This window comes from Micromonospora sp. DT62 (assembly GCF_049847285.1).
Classification (GTDB): Bacteria; Actinomycetota; Actinomycetes; order Mycobacteriales; family Micromonosporaceae; genus Micromonospora; species Micromonospora reichwaldensis.
This window is the reverse complement of the sequence record NZ_JBNCOB010000023.1, coordinates 1-19,987: the sequence shown is the minus strand read 5'-3', so window position 1 is coordinate 19,987 and position 19,987 is coordinate 1. Positions and strand designations below refer to the sequence as shown.

At 73.3% G+C, this 19,987-nt stretch carries 11 protein-coding genes; 4 read left to right on the top strand and 7 right to left on the bottom strand.

What is annotated here, in order from left to right:
• Window positions 1-8: 8 nt before the first annotated feature.
• From ACPXCB_RS25145 to ACPXCB_RS25135, 3 genes are all read right to left on the bottom strand, one after another.
• The gene (locus ACPXCB_RS25145) at window positions 9-944 is read right to left on the bottom strand and encodes an ROK family protein (RefSeq protein ID WP_425878007.1); all 936 of its coding nucleotides are present in this window, start codon (window positions 942-944) and stop codon (window positions 9-11) included.
• A 9-nt stretch (window positions 945-953) separates the two neighbouring features.
• Complete coding sequence (locus ACPXCB_RS25140; RefSeq protein ID WP_132240772.1) at window positions 954-1,307, bottom strand: DoxX family protein; 354 nt, start codon at window positions 1,305-1,307, stop codon at window positions 954-956.
• Window positions 1,308-1,398: 91 nt separating this feature from the next.
• The gene (locus ACPXCB_RS25135) at window positions 1,399-1,830 is read right to left on the bottom strand and encodes a type II 3-dehydroquinate dehydratase (protein WP_311413974.1); all 432 of its coding nucleotides are present in this window, start codon (window positions 1,828-1,830) and stop codon (window positions 1,399-1,401) included.
• 334 nt (window positions 1,831-2,164) lie between these two features.
• On the opposite strand from ACPXCB_RS25135, the gene ACPXCB_RS25130 reads away from it, so the two are divergent.
• Genes ACPXCB_RS25130 through ACPXCB_RS25120 form a run of 3 tightly spaced genes read left to right on the top strand, consistent with a single transcriptional unit; the run spans window position 2,165 to window position 5,191 of the window.
• Window positions 2,165-3,328 carry a DegT/DnrJ/EryC1/StrS family aminotransferase gene (locus tag ACPXCB_RS25130; protein ID WP_425878004.1) on the top strand — a complete coding sequence of 388 codons (1,164 nt, stop codon included), beginning with the start codon at window positions 2,165-2,167 and terminating at the stop codon, window positions 3,326-3,328.
• Window positions 3,325-4,458 (top strand): Gfo/Idh/MocA family protein, encoded by a 1,134-nt coding sequence (locus ACPXCB_RS25125; RefSeq protein ID WP_425878003.1) that lies wholly within the window; start codon window positions 3,325-3,327, stop codon window positions 4,456-4,458. The genes ACPXCB_RS25130 and ACPXCB_RS25125 overlap by 4 nt, the downstream gene beginning before the upstream one ends.
• Window positions 4,459-4,495: 37 nt before the next feature.
• Entirely contained in the window at window positions 4,496-5,191 is a 696-nt protein-coding gene (locus ACPXCB_RS25120) for an HAD-IA family hydrolase (protein ID WP_425878001.1), read from the top strand.
• Window positions 5,192-5,329: 138 nt separating this feature from the next.
• Here the strand turns inward: ACPXCB_RS25120 and ACPXCB_RS25115 are convergent, their stop codons facing one another.
• The 4 genes from ACPXCB_RS25115 to ACPXCB_RS25100 all read right to left on the bottom strand — a co-directional run bounded on the left by ACPXCB_RS25115 (window position 5,330) and on the right by ACPXCB_RS25100 (window position 17,534).
• Entirely contained in the window at window positions 5,330-6,061 is a 732-nt protein-coding gene (locus ACPXCB_RS25115) for a peptidoglycan DD-metalloendopeptidase family protein (protein ID WP_425877999.1), read from the bottom strand.
• Window positions 6,062-6,217: 156 nt separating this feature from the next.
• A complete protein-coding gene (locus ACPXCB_RS25110; RefSeq protein WP_425877997.1) occupies window positions 6,218-9,922 on the bottom strand; it encodes a non-ribosomal peptide synthetase in 3,705 nt (1,234 codons plus the stop codon).
• Window positions 9,923-10,007: 85 nt separating this feature from the next.
• Window positions 10,008-13,709, bottom strand: a complete 3,702-nt coding sequence (locus ACPXCB_RS25105) for a non-ribosomal peptide synthetase (protein WP_425877996.1) — start codon at window positions 13,707-13,709, stop codon at window positions 10,008-10,010.
• A 126-nt stretch (window positions 13,710-13,835) separates the two neighbouring features.
• Window positions 13,836-17,534 (bottom strand): non-ribosomal peptide synthetase, encoded by a 3,699-nt coding sequence (locus ACPXCB_RS25100; RefSeq protein WP_425877994.1) that lies wholly within the window; start codon window positions 17,532-17,534, stop codon window positions 13,836-13,838.
• A gap of 1,088 nt (window positions 17,535-18,622) precedes the next feature.
• Between ACPXCB_RS25100 and ACPXCB_RS25095 the strand changes: the two genes are divergently transcribed.
• Window positions 18,623-19,789, top strand: a complete 1,167-nt coding sequence (locus ACPXCB_RS25095; protein ID WP_425877993.1) for an ATP-grasp domain-containing protein — start codon at window positions 18,623-18,625, stop codon at window positions 19,787-19,789.
• Window positions 19,790-19,987 lie beyond the last annotated feature (198 nt).

The window sequence follows — 19,987 nt, the reverse complement described above, 5'->3', positions numbered from 1 at the left end:
GATCTCCTCTACAGGGTGGGGGTGGAACGCGCGGGGGCCGGCGGGCCGGTCAGGCCACGGGCCAGTTCCACCGCGCCGTGCAGGGACGACAATCCGCCCAGGGCGGCGGCCCGCACCGGCGGCGCCGGCCGCCCGGGCCGGCCGGCGGCGCGGGCCCGCTCGGCGACGAGCGGCACGAAGTCGGGCAGGCCGGCGGCGAACCCGCCGCCGACGATCGCCAGCGCCGGGTCCAGCAGCTCGCCGAGGCTGACGACCGCCGCCGCCAGCGCCCGGCAGCTCGCGTCGACCGCGGCCACCGCCCACGGCCGGCGCTCGTCGAGCCCCGCCCGCAGGTCGTCGAAGCTCACCTCGGCGCCGCGCCCGGCGCCCGCCCGGCGCAGGGTGGCCGGGCCGGACGCGATCGACTGGAGACAGCCGCGCCGGCCGCAGTCGCAGCGCTCGCCGTCGAGGGCGACGAGCATGTGACCGATCTCGGCGGAGGAACGGCCGGGCACCGACCGCCCCGCCAGCACCACGCCGCCGCCGATCCCGGTGCCGACGCCCAGGTAGACCACGTCGTCCCGGCCGGCGTGCCGGGCCTCGGCCAGCGCGGCGAGGTCACCGTCGTCGGCGACGGCCGTCGCCGCGTCGGGGAAGAGGCGGCGCAGCGCACCGGCGAGGTCCAGCCCCGCCCAACCGGGCCGGCCGGGCCAGGTGGTGACGGTGCCCGCCGGGTCCGTGGTCGCCGGCATCGCCACCCCGACCGCGCCCACCGGTCCCCACGCCTCGCGCAGCCGGTCCGCCTCGGCGGCCAGCGCGGCCAGGTCCGCGGCCGGGTCGGCGCCGCGTGGCCAGCGGAAGGTCCGGTCGTACGCCGGCCGTCCGGGCGCCTCCGCGCGCAGCGCCACCTTGGTGCCGCCGACGTCGACACCGAGCACGCCGTCGCCCCGCTGCGGACCGGTCACGCCCGCGCCTCAGCCCTCAAGCACGTGCAGGACCACGAGCGCGACGGCCGCCAGGGCGAAGATCACCGGCGTCAGGGTCATCGGGGCCGGGTCCTTCGCGCGGGCGTGGTAGACCACCGCGCCCACCATCTGCAGGGCGAGGCCGATCGCCGCCGCGATGCCCAGCGGCGCCCAGAGCAGGCCGAGCAGCAGCCCGGCGACCGCGGCGAGTTCCAGCACCCCGAGCAGGCGCGTCAGCCCGGGCGAGACGCCGAGGTGGTCCATCCGCTCGCGCATCTGCGCCTGCCCGGTGAGCTTCGGCACGGCGGTGCCCAGGAACACCGCGGCGAGGATGAGGGTCAGGACGAGGATGGGAATGTGCACGTGATGTCCTTCGGGAAGAGTCGGAACGTGCGGACGACCGTACCGCTGGCGCATCGACGCCGATCGGGCCGGCCGGTGCGGTGCCGGGTCGTCATCGGACGGTCGCGACGAGTGCGCGGGCGGCCAGGCGGTAGCCCAGCGACCCGAGCCCGACGATGACGCCGCTGGCCAGCGGGGCGATCACCGAGTCGTGCCGGAAGCTCTCCCGGGCCCAGACGTTGGACAGGTGCACCTCGACGAAGGGCCGGGGATAGTTGGCCAGCGCGTCGCGCAGGCTCCAGCCCGCGATCATCAGGGCACCCGGGTTGACGATGGCGCCCACGGTGTCGTAGTTGTCCTGGATGGCGCGGATCAGGGCGCCCTCGCAGTCGTGCTGCTCGGCCACCACCCGCCAGCCCCGTCCCGCGATCTCCTCGCCGACGGCCCGTTCGATGTCGTCCAGGGTGTCGGTGCCGTAGATCTCCGGCTCCCGTCGGCCGAGGATGCCCAGGTTCGGGCCGTTCAGCAGCAACACGTCCGACACACTTCACCTCGCGGGGCGTGGCCCTGTCCCGACAAGGCCCGATGACTGGTCCACCGCAGTCTTACTACGCCCGCGACGCCGGGCGAACCGGCGGTGGCCGTGGCGCGGCGGACTAAGGGGTGGCTAGGGGCTGTTAGGGGCGGTGACCGCGCGTCCGCTTCGGTTACCGTCCTCCCTGCCGAAGCGACGCCGCCGACTCCAACGGAAGCGTCACCTACCTCGAACCGGCCATCGGCGCCCCGGTGCGCCCGGACCGCGTGCCGGCGGTACCCGGTCGTCCCGCCCGATGGTCCGGCGAAGCCCCTGGTCTGCCCGAGTTGGGAAGTGGGAAGTCATGAGTGGTCAGCCCTCGACGGTGTCGGAGTTCCCCGAGTGGCCGCAGTTCGGCGACGAGGAGCGCGCCGGACTGATCCGCGCCCTCGAACAGGGCCAGTGGTGGCGGATGGGCGGCAGCGAGGTCGACTCCTTCGAGAAGGAGTTCGGTGACTACCACGGCACGCCGCACGCGCTCGCCGTCACCAACGGCACCCACGCCCTCGAGGTCGCCCTGGAGGTGCTCGGCGTCGGGCCGGGCACCGAGGTGATCGTCCCGGCCTTCACGTTCATCTCGTCCTCGCTGGCCGCGCAGCGCCTCGGCGCGGTCGCCGTGCCGGTCGACGTCGACCTCGACACCTACTGCATCGACCCGGCCGCCGTCGAGGCCGCGATCACCCCCCGCACCAAGGTCGTCATGCCGGTGCACATGGCCGGCCAGTTCGCCGACATGGACGCGCTGGACAAGGTCGCCGCCGACGCGGGGGTGGCGGTGCTCCAGGACGCGGCGCACGCCCACGGCGCGCAGTGGCAGGGCAAGCGGTCCGGGGCGCTCGGCTCGGTGGCGGCGTTCAGCTTCCAGAACGGCAAGCTGATGACCGCCGGCGAGGGCGGGGCGGTGCTCTTCCCCGACGAGGAGCTGCGCGAGCGGGCGTTCCTCGTGCACAGCTGCGGCCGGCCCCGCACCGACCGGGACTACCTGCACGGCACCACCGGCTCGAACTACCGGATGGGTGAGTTCACCGCCGCCGTGCTGCGCGCCCAGCTGTCCCGCCTGGACGACCAGATCGCGCTGCGCGAGCAGCGCTGGCCGCTGCTGTCGAGCCTGCTCGCCGAGATCCCCGGCGTGGTGCCGCAGACCACCGACCCCCGTACCGACCGCAACCCGCACTACATGGCGATGTTCCGCGTCCCCGGGATCACCATCGAGCGCCGCCGTGCCGTGGTGGACGCGCTCATCGCCCGGGGCGTCCCGGCGTTCGTGGCGTTCCGGGCGATCTACCGGTGCGAGGGCTTCTGGAAGGCCGGCGCCCCCGACGAGTCGGTCGAGGCGATCGCGGCCCGCTGCCCCAACGTCGAGCAGATCCACTCCGACTGCATCTGGCTGCACCACCGCACCCTGCTCGGCACGGAGCAGCAGATGCACGAGATCGCCGCCGTGCTCGCCGACGTCCTCGCCGGATGACGGCCCTGCCCCCGGCCGCCGCGCCCGACCGACCGGTGCGGGTCGCGGTGGCCGGCCTCGGGTGGGCCGGGCGGGAGATCTGGCTGCCCCGGCTCGCCGCGCATCCGGGCTTCGAGGTGACCGCCGTGGTCGACCCGGAGCCCGGCGTACGCGACCGGGCCCGCGCCACCCACGACGTCCCGTCCGCGTACGCCGACGTCGACGACCTTCCCGCCGGGGCGGTCGACCTGGTGGTGGTCGCCGTACCGAACCACCTGCACGCCAGCGTCGCCGTCCGGCTGCTGCGCCGGGGCGTACCGGTGTTCCTGGAGAAGCCGGTCTGCCTGACCTCCGCCGAGGCGACCCTGCTGGCCGACGCGGAACGCGACGGCGGCGCGATGCTGCTGGCCGGCAGCGCCGCCCGCTACCGGGCCGACATCCGGGCCCTGACCGGGGTGGCCGGCGAGCTGGGCCGGATCCGGCACGTCGACGTGGCCTGGGTCCGCGCCCGGGGGGTGCCCGACGCGGGCGGCTGGTTCACCCGGCGCGACCTCTCGGGCGGGGGAGCGCTGGTGGACCTCGGCTGGCACCTGCTCGACACGGTGCTGCCGATGCTCGGTCCGACCCAGGTCACCCACGCCATCGGCAGCGTCTCCGACGACTTCGTCAACGACAGCGCCGCCCACGCCGCCTGGCGCAGCGACACCGGCGCCGGTGGTCGCGCCCCCGGGGACGTCGAGGACACCGCCCGGGGCTTCCTGCTCACCGCCGAGGGGGCCTCGGTCGCCCTGCACGCCTGCTGGGCCTCGCACGAGTCGCTGGACCGCACCACCGTCACCGTGCACGGCGCCGCCGGGTCGGCGACGCTGCGCTGCACGTTCGGCTTCAGCCCCAACCGGGAGCCGGCGCCGGTGCTGACCCGCACCCGGGACGGCGAGACCGTCCGGCTGTCGCTGCCCGAGGAGCCGATCGGCGCCGAGTACGACCGCCAGCTCGACGAGCTGCCCGCGCTGCTCGCCGACCCGGCGTCGCGGGGCGCGGCCGTCGCCGAGGCGCGCCGGACCATCGACATCATCGAACGGATCTACCAGTCCGCCCGGCCCACCGCGCCGGAGCGGCAGCACGCGCTGGCGGGCCATCGCGACCGGTGAGAACCACCGTCGGCCACACTCGCTTCCGGGAGCAGCCATGAGCCATCCATCGTCCACCGTCGAGGTGACCCCGCCGTCGCCGGGCCGCGGCCCGATCCGCGCGGTCGTGTTCGACCTCGACGGCGTCATCGTCGACAGCTCGGCCGTCATGCGTGAGGCGTTCAGCATCGCGTACGCCGAGGTGGTGGGCGACGGGCCGGCGCCGTTCGAGGAGTACAACCGGCACATGGGCCGGTACTTCCCGGACATCATGCGGCTGATGGGGCTGCCCCTGGAGATGGAGGAGCCGTTCGTCCGGGAGAGCTACCGGATGGCCCACCTGGTGCCGCTCTTCCCCGGCGTCCGGGAGACCCTGGAGACGCTGCACTCCCGGGGGATCCGGATGGCGATCGCCACCGGCAAGGCCGGCCCCCGGGCCCGCTCCCTGCTCGACCAGCTCGGCGTGCTGGGCCTCTTCGGCCAGGTGATCGGCTCCGACGAGGTGGCCCGCCCGAAGCCCGCGCCGGACATCGTGCTCCAGGCGCTCGGCCACCTCGACGTGCCGCCCAGCCAGGCGATGATGGTCGGCGACGCGGTCATCGACCTGCTCAGCGGCCGGGGCGCCGGGGCGACCGCCGTGGCCACCACCTGGCACGGCGGGGACGTCGCCGCGCTGCTCGCCGCCGGCCCCGACCTGGTCGTGCACGCCCCGACGGAGCTGCTCGCGCACTGCCCGGCAGCCCTCGTCCCCTGAGACCCGCTCGCCCGCTCCCCGTCGTGACGGGCGCGATCTGAACCTGTCGTGCGCACAGCCGGCACGCCCCGAAACAGGCGGGCTGGGACACCGTCCGGAGTCCCCGCCCGCCTGTCCGGTGTGGCCGGTCGGGTCGGTTCAGCCGTTGCGGCTGACCGGCGCCGTACCCACCACGTAGTTGGTGCCGACCTCGACGCTGTTGGGGATCTCGCGGCTGGTCTGGGTGTCGCAGTTGACGATGTTCCAGTGCAGGTGCGGGCCGGTCACGTTGCCGGTCGCCCCGGAGGTGCCGATCCGCTGTCCCTGCGCCACGCGGTCACCGTTGTTGATGATCGTGGCACTCAGGTGGGCGTACTGGGAGCACCGGTTGTTGCCGTGGTCGACGAGCGCCATGATCCCGCCGCCGCCCGCCCAGCCCTCGAAGCGGATGGTGCCCGCGGCGGACGCGAGGATCGGCACGCCCACCGGCGTGCCGAAGTCGATGGCGTGCCGGTTGTAGACGTCGTTGTGGGAGAAGCTGCTGCCCGCCGCCTGGGTGATCGGGTAGGCGTGTCCGGCCGGGAACGGCAGCTTGAACTGGGCGGAGCTACTGCAGAGCGGGACGACCGGGCCGTTCGAGCCGGTCTCCAGGAATCCGTCGGTGAGCCACCCGCCGCCCGAGAGCTTGTTCCAGATGTTGGTGACGCCGGCGAAGCCCTGGACGGAGTCGCCTCGGACGTGGCAGGTGATGGTGACGGTGTTGCCGTTGGGGACACTGCCGATCACCGCTGCGCTCAACGACGGGGCATTGCGGATGTTCAGCGGGAGTCCACTGGGTACGTGCACCCTGACCTGGGCGGCGGCGTGTGCCGGCACAGCCGACAGGGCCACGGTCAGACAGGAGACCAGGACAGCGATCAGGGTCTGCGTTACGCGGCGCAGGGAAATCACCTCCGACTGGCCCGCCGGGGCGGGCTATAGATCATCATCGACAGCGTGATGCTAGCCCCGGCGCAGCCGTGGCGATACACGCCGATAGGGGTGCTCTCAGTGCGCTCCGTCGACGGCCTCGGGTCCGGCTTCCAGGAAGCGCAGCATGGCGGTGGCCAGGATCTCGGCGATGGGGGCCGGGACCAGGTCGGTGCGGATGGTGACGCGCAGGAGGGCGCCCCCGTCGCCGGGCAGCACCTCGGCGACGCAGGAACCCGACCACTCCCGGGCGTACGGGTCGACGACCTCCTCGGTCCGGCAGCCGGGCAGTTCCAGCGGCAGCACCACGTTGTCCTGGTAGGCGAACGAGGGCATGCTGTTGGCCACCTCGCGGGACATGCCGAGGACCGGGTCGACGGTCATCTCCACGAAGGAGACGTCCTGGGCGGCCATCAGCCCGTCCGCGGTGCGCTGGACCGCCCGGATCAGGTCCTTCTCCGGCCCGTCGAAGCGGACCCGCAGGCAGGTGGAGGTGATCCTGCTCGTGAAGGTGGAGTCGAGGATCCGGCTGCCGCGCTGGGCGACGATCATCAGCAGGGCGATGTCGTCCTGCTGGTGGATGGTGCGCAGCGCCGAGGCGTAGGCGGCGGCGAAGTAGGTGGAGCGGCTGAACCGCCGTTCGCGGGTGGCCCGGTCCCAGCGGTCCAGCACCTCGGGAGGGACGGTGACGATGTGCCCGGTCCGGGGGCCCCAGGTCGGGGTCTGCTCCAGCAGCGACTGCGGCCGGCCCTCGCCCTGGCGGGCGAGGCCGCGCAACTCTTCGCGCCAGTAGTCCCGCTGCGCGTCGAGGTCGGTGGCGGCCCGCAGGCGGGTGTGCTCGTCGTGGAACTGGCGCAGCGTGGGCGCGGGACGGTCCCAGCCGGGCGCCCGGCCGGCCAGGCGGGCGGCGTAGGCGTGGCCGAGGTCGCGCACGAGCAGCGCGTGTGACCACCCGTCGAAGGCGATGTGGTGGATGCCGACGCCGAACAGGATCCGCTTCGTGGTCTTGTTGCGGATGAGCGCGGCCCGCCAGTTGCGGCCCTGGGTGTAGTCCAGCGGCTGCTGCACGGCCTCGGCGAGCTGGTCGAGGGCCTCCTGCTCGCTGGTGGCGTCGGTGAGCAGCCGCAGTTGCGGCATGCCCGGCTTCGGCGGGACGACGGCCACGGGCGGGTCCACCCGCCGGTAGCGGGCGTACAGCGCCTCGTGCCGGCGGTGCACGTCGCCGAGCGCCGCCATCAGCGCGCGCAGGTCCAGGTCGCCCTCGATCCACCAGGTGGTCGGGCAGACCAGGTCGAAGGGGAGCCAGACGAACTTGCTGACCGACAGGGTCAGCGGGACGGGCCCGGCCGGGCCGGGGCGGCCGGTGACGGGCGGTTCCGGTTCGGCCGGGGGGCGGCGGGGCGCGGTGGTGAGCCAGTGCGCCAGGCCGTGCGGGGTGGGCGTGCGGTGGATCTGCGAGACGGGTACGACGACGTCGGCGGCCTCGTCGACGGCGGCGGCGACGGCGGCGGACTGCAGGGAGGTGCCGCCGAGGGCGAAGAAGCTGTCCCGCGTGCCGACCCGGTCGATGCCGAGGACGGTCGCGAACACTCCGGCCACGAGACGTTCCTCGTCGGTGGCGGCCTCGACGTAGTCCACGCCGAGGTCGGGGCGCTGCGGGCCCGGCTCCGGCAGCGCCCGCCTGTCGATCTTGCCGGTGCCGCCGACGGGGAACCGGTCGAGGACCATGATCACGGCGGGGACCATGTACGGGGGCAGCACGCCCGAGGCGTGCTCCCGCAGCTCGGTCACGGCCGGCTTCCGGCCGTCGCGGCCGGTGACGTAGCCGACCAGCCGGGCGGTGCCGTGGTCCTCGCGGCGGGTGACGACGGCGGTGCCGACGTCGGGGTGTTGTGCGAGGACGGCCTCGATCTCGCCGAGTTCGATGCGGATGCCGTTGACCTTGACCTGGTGGTCCATCCGGCCGAGGATCTCGAGTGCTCCGGTGGAGTTCCACCGGCCCAGGTCGCCGGTGCGGTAGGCGGTGCCGCCGCCGTACGGGTCGGTGACGAAGCGTTGGGCGGTGAGTTCGGGTCGGTTGAGGTAGCTGTCGGCGACTCCGGCGCCGGTGATGAGGATTTCGCCGGGGACGCCCATGGGGACGAGGTCGAGGTTGGCGTCGACGACGCGGATCTGGCGGTTCGGCATGGGCCAGCCGATTGGCACGTACGCGCCGGGCCAGCCGGCCGACGCGTCGAACCAGGTGCACGCCACGGCCGCCTCGGCGGGCCCGTACGCGTTGACGAGGCGGGCGCCGGCGGCCATCCACCGCTGGGCCATGCGGGGCGGGATCGGTTCCCCGGCGAGGGTCACGCACGACATGCTCGGGCAGTCGGCCGGGTCGACGGCGGCGAGGTTGGTGGGCGGGCAGAACGCGTGGGTCGCCTGTTCCTTCGCGATCAGGTCGGTGAGGCGGCGCGCGTCGAGGAGGTCGTCGCGGGAGCTGACCACGACGCGGGCGCCGGAGGTCAGCGCGGTGTAGATCTCGCCCAGGGCGACGTCGAAGACCGGCGCGCAGCAGTGCAGCATCCGGCTGTCCGGGCCCACCGCGCACTCCTCGCGCATCCAGGTGAGGAAGTTCGTCAGCATGTCGTGGGTCAGCACGACGCCCTTCGGCGTGCCCGTGGAGCCGGACGTGTAGATCACGAACGCCGGCCGGGAGACGTCCACGATCGGCAGCTCGCCCGCTTCGGCCGCCGCCACGGTCGGCCAGTCGTCGTCCAGGGCGACCACCCGTACGCCGTCCGGGCGAGGGATGCGTGGGGCGACCTCGGCGACGGTGAGCACGACCCGCGCGCCGTGGTCGGCCAGCAGCAGCCGCATCCGCTCCGCCGGCCAGGACACGTCCATCGGCGTGTACGCCGCCCCCGCCCGCAGCACGGCCAGGGTGGCGACGAGGGTCCACATGCCACGGTCCAGCGCCAGCGACACCACGTCACCGACGCCGACACCGGCGGAGCGCAGGTAGCGGGCGAGCAGCTCCGAACGGCGTGCCAGCTCCCCGTACGTGACGACCTCGCCGTCGGCGACGCCCGCGACCGCGTCCGGCGTGCGGCGCGCCCACTCCAGCACCAGCTCGTGCAGCGGCTCGGCCGGCACCGGGCGCACCGGACCCCGGCCCCACGCGAGCAGCCGCTCCCGCTCGGCCGCGCCCAGCAGCGGCAGCGCGGACAGCGGGGCCTCGGGTTTCCGCACGCCGGCCGACAGCAGCGTCACGGTCTGGTCCAGCAGGCCCCGCACCCAGTCCGCGGAGAAGCCCTCCGCCGCGTGGTCCACCCGCAGCCCGGACCCGTCCGAGGCCACGGTCACCACCAGGTCGACGTCCACCGTCTCCGGGCCCACGCCGGGCACCGGGCCGTCGACCAGGCCCACCGCCACCGGACCCACCACACCCGCACCCGCCACCGGCGCGGCCCACGCCGCGCCCACCCGGTTCACCAGCTCACCGAACGCCGGATCGTCCGCCACGCCCACCCGCAGCACCGCTCCGCCCGAGGAGAGGCCGAGCGCCACCTCCTCCTGACCGGTGTAGCGGGCCAGCACCCCGACGAGGCCCGCCAGCACCACCAGCCCGGCCGGCTCCGGGCCCGCCGGGTCGGGCAGCTCCAGGGTCCGTGGTGCCGACGCCGCCCGCGCCGGCCAGACCAGGGGCCGGCGCAGGTCCCCCATCAGGTCGAGGGCCTCGAAGTCGGGCCCGGCGACACCCGCGGTCGGGGCCTGGGCGCCGACGAGCCCGACGGACATGGGTCAACCTCCGATCAGGACCGGCGCCACCCGCAGGGGGTACGGCCGGTCAGGTAAACCAGGAACGGGCGTGCCGTACGGGCGTTCAGGCGGTGCCGGGAGCCGGGGCGGGCCCCGATTCGAGGAAGCGGAGCATGTGGGCGCCCAGCTCCTCGGCGAGGGTGAGCGGGATCAGGTCGGTGCGGATGGTGATGCGCAGCAGGGCGTCGGTGTCCCGGGGGATCGCCTCGACGGTCAGTCCGCTCATCACCTCCCGCGCGTACGGCTCGACGACCTCCTCGGTCCGGCAGCCGGGCAGGTCCAGCGGGAGGACCACGTTGTCCTGGTAGGCGAAGCCGGGGATGCTGGCGACCACCTCGCCAGGCAGGCCGACGGCCGGGTCGGCGGCGGTCTCCGAGAAGGGGATGTCCTGGGCGGCCATCAACTCGTCGACGGTCTGCTGGACGTTGCGGAGCAGGTCCTCCTCGGGCCGGAACCGGACCCGGACGCAGTTCGAGTTGATCCGGGTGGTGAAGGCGGAGTCGAGGATGCGGCTGCCGCGCCTGGCCACGATCATCAACAGGCCGATGTCGTCCTGCTGGTGGATGGCGCGCAGCGCGGAGGCGTACGCGGCGACGAAGTAGCTGGACCGGCTGAACCGCTGTTCCCGCGCCGCCCGGTCCCAGCGTTGCATGACCTCGGGGGTGACGGTGACGATGTGCCCGGCCTTGGGGCCCCACGCCAGCGCCTGCTCCAGGGGCGCCTGGGGTTGGGCCTTGCCCTGGCGGGGCAGTCCGCGCAGTTGTTCGCGCCAGTAGGTCCGCTGGGCTTCGAGGTCGGCGGCGTCGCGTAGCCGGGTGTACTCCTCGTACGACTGGCGCAGCGTCGGCGCGGGCCGCGCCCAGACGGGGGCCGCGCCCGACACCCGGGCGGCGTAGGCGTGGCTGAGGTCGCGCACGAGCAGCGCGTGTGACCAGCCGTCGAAGGCGATGTGGTGGATGCCGATGCCGAACAGGATCCGGTTCGTGGCCTTGTTGCGGATCAGGGCGGCGCGCCAGTTGCGGCCCTGGGTGTAGTCGAGGGGTTGCTGTACGGCCTCGGCGAGCTGGTCGAGGGCGTCTTGTTCGGTGGCGGCGTCGGTGAGCAGTCGCAGTTGCGGCATGCCCGGGTTCGGCGGGATGAGCGCCACCGGCGGGTCGACGCGGCGGTAGCGGGCGTGCAGGGCCTCGTGCCGGCGGTGCACGTCGCCGAGCGCCGCCATCAGCGCCCGCAGGTCCAGCTCACCCTCGATCCACCAGGTGGTCGGGCAGACCAGTTCGAAGGGGAGCCAGACGCACTTGGCGACCGAGAGGGTCAGCGGGACGGGCTTCGACGGGCCGGCACGACCGGTGACGGGCGCCTCCGGTTCGGCCTTGGGGCGCCGGGGCGCGGTCGCCAGCCACCGGGCCAACCCCTGCGGTGTGGGGGTGCGGTGGATCTGCGAGACGGGTACGACGACGTCGGCGGCCTCGTCGATGCCCGCCGCCACCGCCGCCGACTGCAACGACGTGCCGCCGAGGTGGAAGAAGCCGTCGCGCGCGCCGACCCGGTCCAGCCCGAGCACCGCCGCGAAGACCCCCGCGACGAGGCGTTCGGAGTCGGTCTCCGGTTCGGTGTACGCCACGTCGAGGTCGGGGCGTTGCGCGTCGGGTGCGGGTAGCGCCCGTCGGTCGATCTTGCCGGTGCCGCCGACGGGGAACCGGTCGAGGACCATGATCACGGCGGGGACCATGTAGGGCGGGAGCACGGCGGCGGCGTGCTCCCGTAGCTCGGCGGTGACGGGGAGGCGACCCTCGCGCCCGGTGACGTAGCCGACCAGCCGGGCGGTGCCGTGGTCCTCGCGGCGGGTGACGACGGCGGTGCCGACGTCGGGGTGTTGTGCGAGGACGGCCTCGATCTCGCCGAGCTCGATGCGGATGCCGTTGACCTTGACCTGGTGGTCCATCCGGCCGAGGATCTCGAGTGCTCCGGTGGAGTTCCACCGGCCCAGGTCGCCGGTGCGGTAGGCGGTCCCGCCGCCGTACGGGTCGGTGACGAACCGTTGGGCGGTGAGTTCGGGTCGGTTGAGGTAGCTGTCGGCGACTCCGGCGCCGGTGATGAGGATTTCGCCGGGGACGCCCATGGGGACGAGGTCGAGGTTGGCGTCGACGACGCGGATCTGGCGGTTCGGCATGGGCCAGCCGATCGGCACGTACGCGCCGGCCCAGCCGGCCGACGCGTCGAACCAGGTGCACGCGACGGATGCCTCGGCGGGCCCGTACGCGTTGACGAGGCGGGCGCCGGCGGCCATCCACCGCTGGGCCATGCGGGGCGGGATCGGTTCCCCGGCGAGGGTCACGCACGACATGCTCGGGCAGTCGGCCGGGTCGACGGCGGCGAGGTTGGTGGGCGGGCAGAACGCGTGGGTCGCCTGCTCCTTCGCGATCAGGTCGGTGAGGCGGCGCGCGTCGAGGAGGTCGTCGCGGGAGCTGACCACGACGCGGGCGCCGGAGGTCAGCGCGGTGTAGATCTCGCCCAGGGCGACGTCGAAGACCGGCGCGCAGCAGTGCAGCATCCGGCTGTCCGGGCCCACCGCGCATTCCTCGCGCATCCAGGTGAGGAAGTTCGTCAGCATGTCGTGGGTCAGCACGACGCCCTTCGGCGTGCCCGTGGAGCCGGACGTGTAGATCACGAACGCCGGCGCGGACGCCTCGACGACCGGCAGGTCGACGGGTTCGGCCGCCGCCACGGCGGGCCAGTCGGCGTCGAGGGCGACGACCCGCACGCCGTCGGGTCGGGGGACGCGTGGGGCGACCTCGCCGACGGTGAGCACGACCCGTGCGCCGTGGTCGGCCAGCAGCACGCGCATCCGCTCCGCCGGCCACGACACGTCCATCGGCGTGTACGCCGCCCCCGCGCGCAGCACGCCCATGGTGGCGATCAACGTCCACAAACTGCGGTCCAACGCCAGCGACACCACGTCACCGGCGCGCACACCCAGCGACCGCAGATACCCGGCCAGCGCCCCCGAGCGGCGGTCCAACTCCGCGTACGTCAGCACCTCACCGCCAGCGACACCCGCCACCGCCTCCGGCGTGCGCCGCGCCCACTCCAGCACCAGCTCGTGGATCGGCCGGTCCGGCACCTCACGCACCGGGCCCCGCCCCCAGGCCAGCAGCCGCTCCCGCTCGGCGTCCCCGACCAGCGGCAACCCCGACAGGCCGGTCCCCGGCTCCGCCGACCCGGCGGACGCCAACAGCAGCGCCTGGTCCACCAGGCCCCGCGCCCACTGGGTCGAGAACCCGTCCGCCGCGTAGTCCACCCGTACCGCCGACCCGTCGCCCGCGACGGTCACCACCACGTCCACGTCCACCGCGTCCGGTCCCACCTCGGCCACCGGAGCGTCCACCAGCCCGACCACCACCGGACCCACCGCGCCCAAGTGCCGCGCGACCGGCTGGGCCAGCGCCGCGGCCACCCGCGACGACAGCTCCCCGAAGCCCGGGTCGTCCGCGACGTCGACCCGCAGCACACCACCCGACGACAGCCCCACCACCACCTCGGCCTGGGCGGTGTACCGGGCCAGCACTCCCAGGACGCCGGCCAGCACCACCGCGCCGGGGGAGCTCGCGCCCGCCAGGCCGGGCAGGTCCACCGCCCGGAACTCCGAGGCCGCCCGGGCCGGCCACGCCGTCGGCCGGCGCAGGTCACCCATCAGGTCGAGGACCTCGAAGTCGGGCCCGGCGACATCCGTGGCCTGGGCACGACCACCAACGAACCCGACAGACATCAGTCAACCTCCGATCAGGCCCGGCGTCGCCTGCGGGCGTCCGCCGGGGGAAGAACCACGAACTCCGGGGACGCGGCCCGCGCGCCCACGGCCATGACAAGCAGCCCGATGTGTACGGGGGGACGGTCAACCGGCGGTGGGGGAGCCCGCCGGCCCGGCTTCCAGGAAGCGCAGCATGTGCCCGTTCAGCTCCTCGGCGAAGCTGTACGGCAGGTAGTCGGTGCGGATCGTGACGCGCAGGAGGGCGTGGTCGGCGCGGGGAAGCACCTCGACCGTGAGCCCGTTGGGCACCTCCCGGGCGTACGGGTCGACGACCTCCTCGGCCCGGCAGCCGGGCAGTTCCAGCGGAAGCACCACGTTGTCCTGGAACACGAAGGTCGGCAGGCTGGCGACCACCTCGCCGGAGAGCCCGGCGGCGGGGTCGTCGGCGGTCTCCGCGAAGGGGACGTCCTGGGCCCGCATGAGGTCGCTGATCGTCTCGTTGACCCGCAGGACGAGTTTGTCGTCCTCCGGCCCGTCGAAGCGCACCCGGACGCAGTTGAGGTTCAGCCGGGTGGTGAAGGCGGAGTCGAGGACGCGGCTGCCCCGCTTGGCAACGACCATCAGCAGGCCGATGTCGTCCTGCTGGTGGACGGCGCGCAGCGCGGAGGCGAACGCCGCCACGAAGTAGCTGGCCCGGCTGAACCGTTGCTCCCGGGCGGCCCGGTCCCAGCGCTGCATGACCTCCGGCGTGACGGTGACGATGTGCCCGGCCTTCGGACCCCACGCCAGCGCCTGCTCCAGCGGTGCCGTGCCGTCGCCCCGGCCCTGGCGGGGCAGGCCGCGCAGTTGCTCGCGCCAGTAGGCCCGCTGCGCGTCGAGGTCGGTGGCGTCGCGCAGCCGGGCGTACTCCTCGTACGACTGGCGCAGCGTCGGCGCCAGCCGCGCCCAGACGGGGGCCGCGCCCGACAGCCGCGCCGCGTAGGCGTGGCTCAGGTCCCGCACCAGCAGCGCGTACGACCAGCCGTCGAAGGCGATGTGGTGGATGCCCACACCGAACAGGACCCGCCCGGTCGACTTCTCCCGGATCAGGGCGGCCCGCCAGACGCGGCCCTGGGTGTAGTCGAGCGGCTGCTGGACCGCCTCGGCGAGCTGGTCCAGGGCCTCCTGCTCGCTGGCGGCGTCGGTGAGCAGCCGCAGCTGCGGCATTGCCGGGTTCGGCGGGACGAGCGCCACCGGAGGAGCCGTCCGCCGGTAGCGGGCGTGCAGGGCCTCGTGCCGGCGGTGCACGTCGCCCAGCGCCGCCATCAGCGCGCGCAGGTCCAGCTCACCCTCGATCCACCAGGTGACCGGGACGACGACCTCCAGCGGCGACATCAGGCACTTCGCGACCTGCTGCGCGAGCGGAACCGGGCCGGGACGCTGACGGGCCTGCCCGGCGGTCGAGCCGGCGTCCGTACGGCGGGGCGCGGTGGTCAGCCAGTGGGCCAGCGCCTGCGGGGTGGGGGTGCGGTGGATCTGTGAGACGGGCACGACGACGTCGGCGGCCTCGTCGATGCGCGTCGCCACCGCCGCCGACTGCAACGACGTGCCACCCAGGTCGAAGAAGCTGTCGCGGGTGCCGACCCGGTCGATGCCGAGGACGGTCGCGAACACCGCGGCGACGAGGCGCTCCTCGTTCGTCGCCGGCTCGACGAACTCCACCCCGAGGTCGGGGCGTTGGGTGTCGGGTGCGGGCAGGGCCCGCCGGTCGACCTTGCCGGTGCCGCCGACGGGGAAACGGTCGAGGACCATGACGACGGCGGGGACCATGTAGGTCGGGAGCACGCTGGCGGCGTGTGCGCGCAGGTCGCCGACGGCGGGGGTACGGCCGTTGCGCCCGGTGACGTAGGCGACGAGTCGGGCGGTGCCGTTGTCCTCGCGTCGGGTGACGACGGCGGCACCGACGTCGGGGTGTTGGGCGAGGGTGGCCTCGATCTCGCCGAGTTCGATGCGGATGCCGTTGACCTTGACCTGGTGGTCCATCCGGCCGAGGATCTCCAGCGCGCCGGTGCTGTTCCACCGTCCGAGGTCGCCGCTGCGGTAGGCGATCCCGCCGCCGTACGGGTCGGTGACGAAGCGTTCGGCGGTGAGTTCGGGACGGTTGAGGTAGCCGTCGGCGACCCCGAAGCCGGTGATGAGGATCTCGCCGGGTACGCCCGCGGGGACGAGGTCGAGGTTGGCGTCGACGACGCGGATCTGCCGGTTGGGCATGGGCCAGCCGATGGGCACGTACGCGCCGCCCCAACCCGCCGACGCGTCGAACCACGTGCACGCCACGGCGATCTCCGCCGGCCCGTACGCGTTCACCACCCGCGTGCCCGCCGTCAACCACCGCTGGGCCAGCTGCGGCGGGACGGCCTCGCCGCCGAAGATGATGCAGCGCAGACCCGGGCAGGCGGCCGGATCGAGCGGGGCGATGTTGGTGGCCGGTCCGAACGTGTGCGTGACGTCGTGCCGGTTGATGAGGTCGGTGAGGCGGCGCGCGTCGAGCAGGTCGTCGCGGGAGCAGACGACGACGCGGCCACCACCGGTGAGCGTCGCGAAGATCTCCCCGAAGGCGGCGTCGAAGACCGGTGCCGCCGAATGCAGCATCCGGCTGTCGGGGCCGATGGCGCACTCGTCGGTCATCCACGCCAGGAAGTTCGTCAGCCTCTCGTGCGTCAGCACGACACCCTTCGGCGTGCCCGTCGAACCCGACGTGTAGATCACAAACGCCGGCGCGGACGCCGGCACCACCGGCAGGTCCACCGGCTCACACGCCTGCACCACCGGCCAGTCGTCATCCAACGCCACCACCGACACCCCGCCGCCACCGGGAACCCGGGACGCCACGGCACCGACGGTCAACACCACCCGCGCGCCGTGGTCGGCCAACAACACCCGCATCCGCTCCACCGGCCACGACACGTCCATCGGCGTGTACGCCGCGCCCGCCCGCAACACGCCCGTCGTCGCCACCAACGACCACAGCCCGCGTTCCAACGCCAGCGACACCACGTCACCCGCGCCCACGCCCACCGACCGCAGATACGCCGCCAGCGCGGCCGACCGGCGATCCAGTTCCCCGTACGTCAGCACCTCACCGTCGGCGACGCCCGCCACCGCCTCCGGCGTGCGCCGCGCCCACTCCAGCACCAGCTCGTGGATCGGCCGACCCGGCACCTCACGCACCGGGCCCCGACCCCACTCCAGCAACCGCTCCCGCTCCGCATCGCCCACCAACGGCAACGCCGACAACCCCACCTCCGGCCCCGCCAACCCGGCGGAGACCAGCACCACGACCTGGTCCACCAGGCCCCGCACCCACTGCGCCGAGTAACCCTCCGCCGCGTAGTCCACCCGCAGCGCCGACCCGTCCGAGGCCACACCGATCACCAGGTCGACGTCCACCGTGGCCGGCCCCGCGTCCGCCACCGGAGCGTCCACCAGCACCAGCACCACCGGGCCCACCGGCTCCCGGCCCACGGCCACCGGCGCCGCCAGCGCCGAGCGCACCCGCGTCACCAGCTCGGCGAAACCCGGATCACCCGCCACGTCCACCCGCAGCACCGAACCGCCGCCACCGGACGACAGGACCACCACCACCTGCTCCTGGGCCGTCCAACGGGCCAGCACCGCCACGACCCCCGCCACCACGACGTCGCCGCCCGGCCCGTCGTTCGGCGGCCAGGCGGGCAGCACCCGATGCACCGAGGCGGCCCGGGCCGGCCACACCGTCGGCCGGCGCAGGTCCCCCACCAGGTCCAGTGTGTCGGCGTCGACCGCGCCGTCCACGGTCCGCGCACCATCGAACCCGACAGACATCAGCTCAACCTCCGATCGAGAGGGGGTGACCGGAAGGCACGAAGCCTCGGTACCGCACCACCGGGCGCATTCCGGTCGGCGCGGCAGGGGCGGTTCGCGGGCACCGCGGCCGACTCGGGTGGCCGGGCGCGGACATGCGGTGCGACCAGGACGGGGTCACCGTCCGAACTCCGGATCGCCACCACGTCGTCGATCGAAAGGAGCAGGTCGGTGCCCGATCCGATCACCGGCGCCTCCCGTCCGTCCGGGGCGCCGCGCACCCACATTTGTCCCCCGCCCGGTGCAATGAAAGGGAACGACGAACCGATGGGGCCCGACCCTACGAAGCACGATGGAGTGGCGTACACCCCTAGAGATGCGCACGTCGACCCCTAGGGTGACGGCCGGAGATTCCGGCCGGGGACCGCCGAGGATACGTCCGGAGTAATGACCGACCACCGGTCCGCGTTCTGTCCTCGCCGTCGGATCGGCAATTTGCGCTGGTCAGCGTGGTGTTCTCTGATCATGATCGATCAGGATCGCGGCCATTGCCGCGAATTTTTTGGCATTAACACCCGCGGCTATATCTTTTCTATAGTGGATGGTTGGCACCCTCCGGCAGGGTCGATGCATGAATGTCCGGGTTTCGACGGAGAATGATCCCGCGGGCTAAGTCGAAAAAGGCTATTCGGTCAGCCCAGGTCCAGGGTGCGAATCGGAGAATTGGCGATCCTGGCGGCGGAAAGGGCCGCCCGCGGTCGGCTGACCGGCCCATCCCACAAAAATGAGGATCGACTATGCTTTGCCGATCATGACCTAGTCGGTGACTGGCACATTCAGCCACCGCCTGTTGGTGTGCACCTCGCCGAACGCAGCGCTGACCACAAGCCAGCCCGCTACCTGGCCGCTCTCGCCAGAGACCGTCCGGTCGGTGCACGCGGTACGCCCGACTCTCGTGGCCGAGCGGCCTCATCAGGACCGGGAGCGCCCGCGACCGTCCACGTTCTCCGCAGTTCGTGGTCGTTGCGCACCCGGACTCCGTGCCACCCCGAGGCCCTTTGTGGGCCGGCATGTCAGGAGATTCAATGGACGGACCTATCCAGGTACAGGTGTTCGCTCACGACGGGGTGGTGCTGGCCCGGCCACCAGATCCGGTGACGACCGTCGGCAGCCGCTATCTCGCCGGCGCGGGCGCCGCCCTGTACAACGGGCTGGACATGATCACCGGTCTCCACCTGACCCTTCCGCACCAGTCGGCGGCCATTTGCAGCACCGGCTCCAGCGCGGACAAGTCGCTGCGCCTGCTCAGTCGGTGCGGTCTCAAGACGCCCAGCGACCTGCGCGAGTTCCGCTCCGGTGCGCAGGCGGTGCAGTTCGCCCGGGACGCCGCCGAGCAGGGCGAGACGCTGGAGTTCCAGTTCCCCCCGCACGATCCGCAGTTGCGGGCCGCGCGCGCCCGGGTCGCCCCGGACCTGCTCGCCCGCCTCAACAACAAGGCCACCCTGGAAACACTGATCGCGCCGGAATACCTGCCCCGTCGCCAGGTCGCCACCCCCGCCGAGGTACGCCGCATCGTGCAACAGGACCGGCGGCCGGCGGTGGTCAAACCGGCCGGCGTCGAGGTGTACAGCGGAATCGCGATCTTCACGAGGCGGTTGCAGGACCGGCGGCACCGGTCCCTGTTCAACCAGCTGGAACAGGTGAGCGATCGGTGGATCGTCGAGGAGGAGGTGCCCTTCCGGACGATCTGGGGTGTCCAGTTCGGCGTGACGGAGAGCGGAGCGGTGCACTACCTCGGTGCGTCCGTACACCTGCCGCAGCCCACTTCGACGTGGGTCGGTTGTGTGATGGACGACGACCAGCCGCCGGCGGAACTGATCGAAGCGCTGACCGTAGGGGTCCGAAAGGCCAGTGCCCTCGGGTACCGGGGGTACTGCTCCTTCGACGCCGGGATCGGCCGGGACGGCGCCCTGCGGGTCATCGACCCGAACTTCCGGGTCAGTGGGGCCACCACCTCGCTGCTGCACCGCAGTTCGCTGCTGGGGCAGCACCCGTGCGCCATGACGACGTTCTTCTCGCTGGCTCCCGGCGTCGACGCCGAGCCGATCCTCGCCCCGTTCATCGACCGGGGGCAGTTCGTCGCGTTGATGCACCACGACCCGGCGGAGACGGACAACGGCCCGCTGCCGGCGACCATCGTCGGCATGGTCGGCGCCGCGGACCGGTACGCCTGCGGGGTGCTGGTCGCGCAGATCCAGCGGGCACTGAACGGTTGACGCGTCGTCCCCTTCCGGGCCGTTGGTGACGGTCCGGAGGGGAGGCCCCACCGGCTACCGGGATGCGGGCCAGTGCTCCGGCCTTCAGGCCGGGGGTGAAGGCCCGCGCTGGGAGGGCCGCTAGGGCCTGTGTCGAAGTCGGTTACAGCCACTCGTTGATCGCGGCGATGTGCACGGTGGCTTCGTAGCGGACGGCGA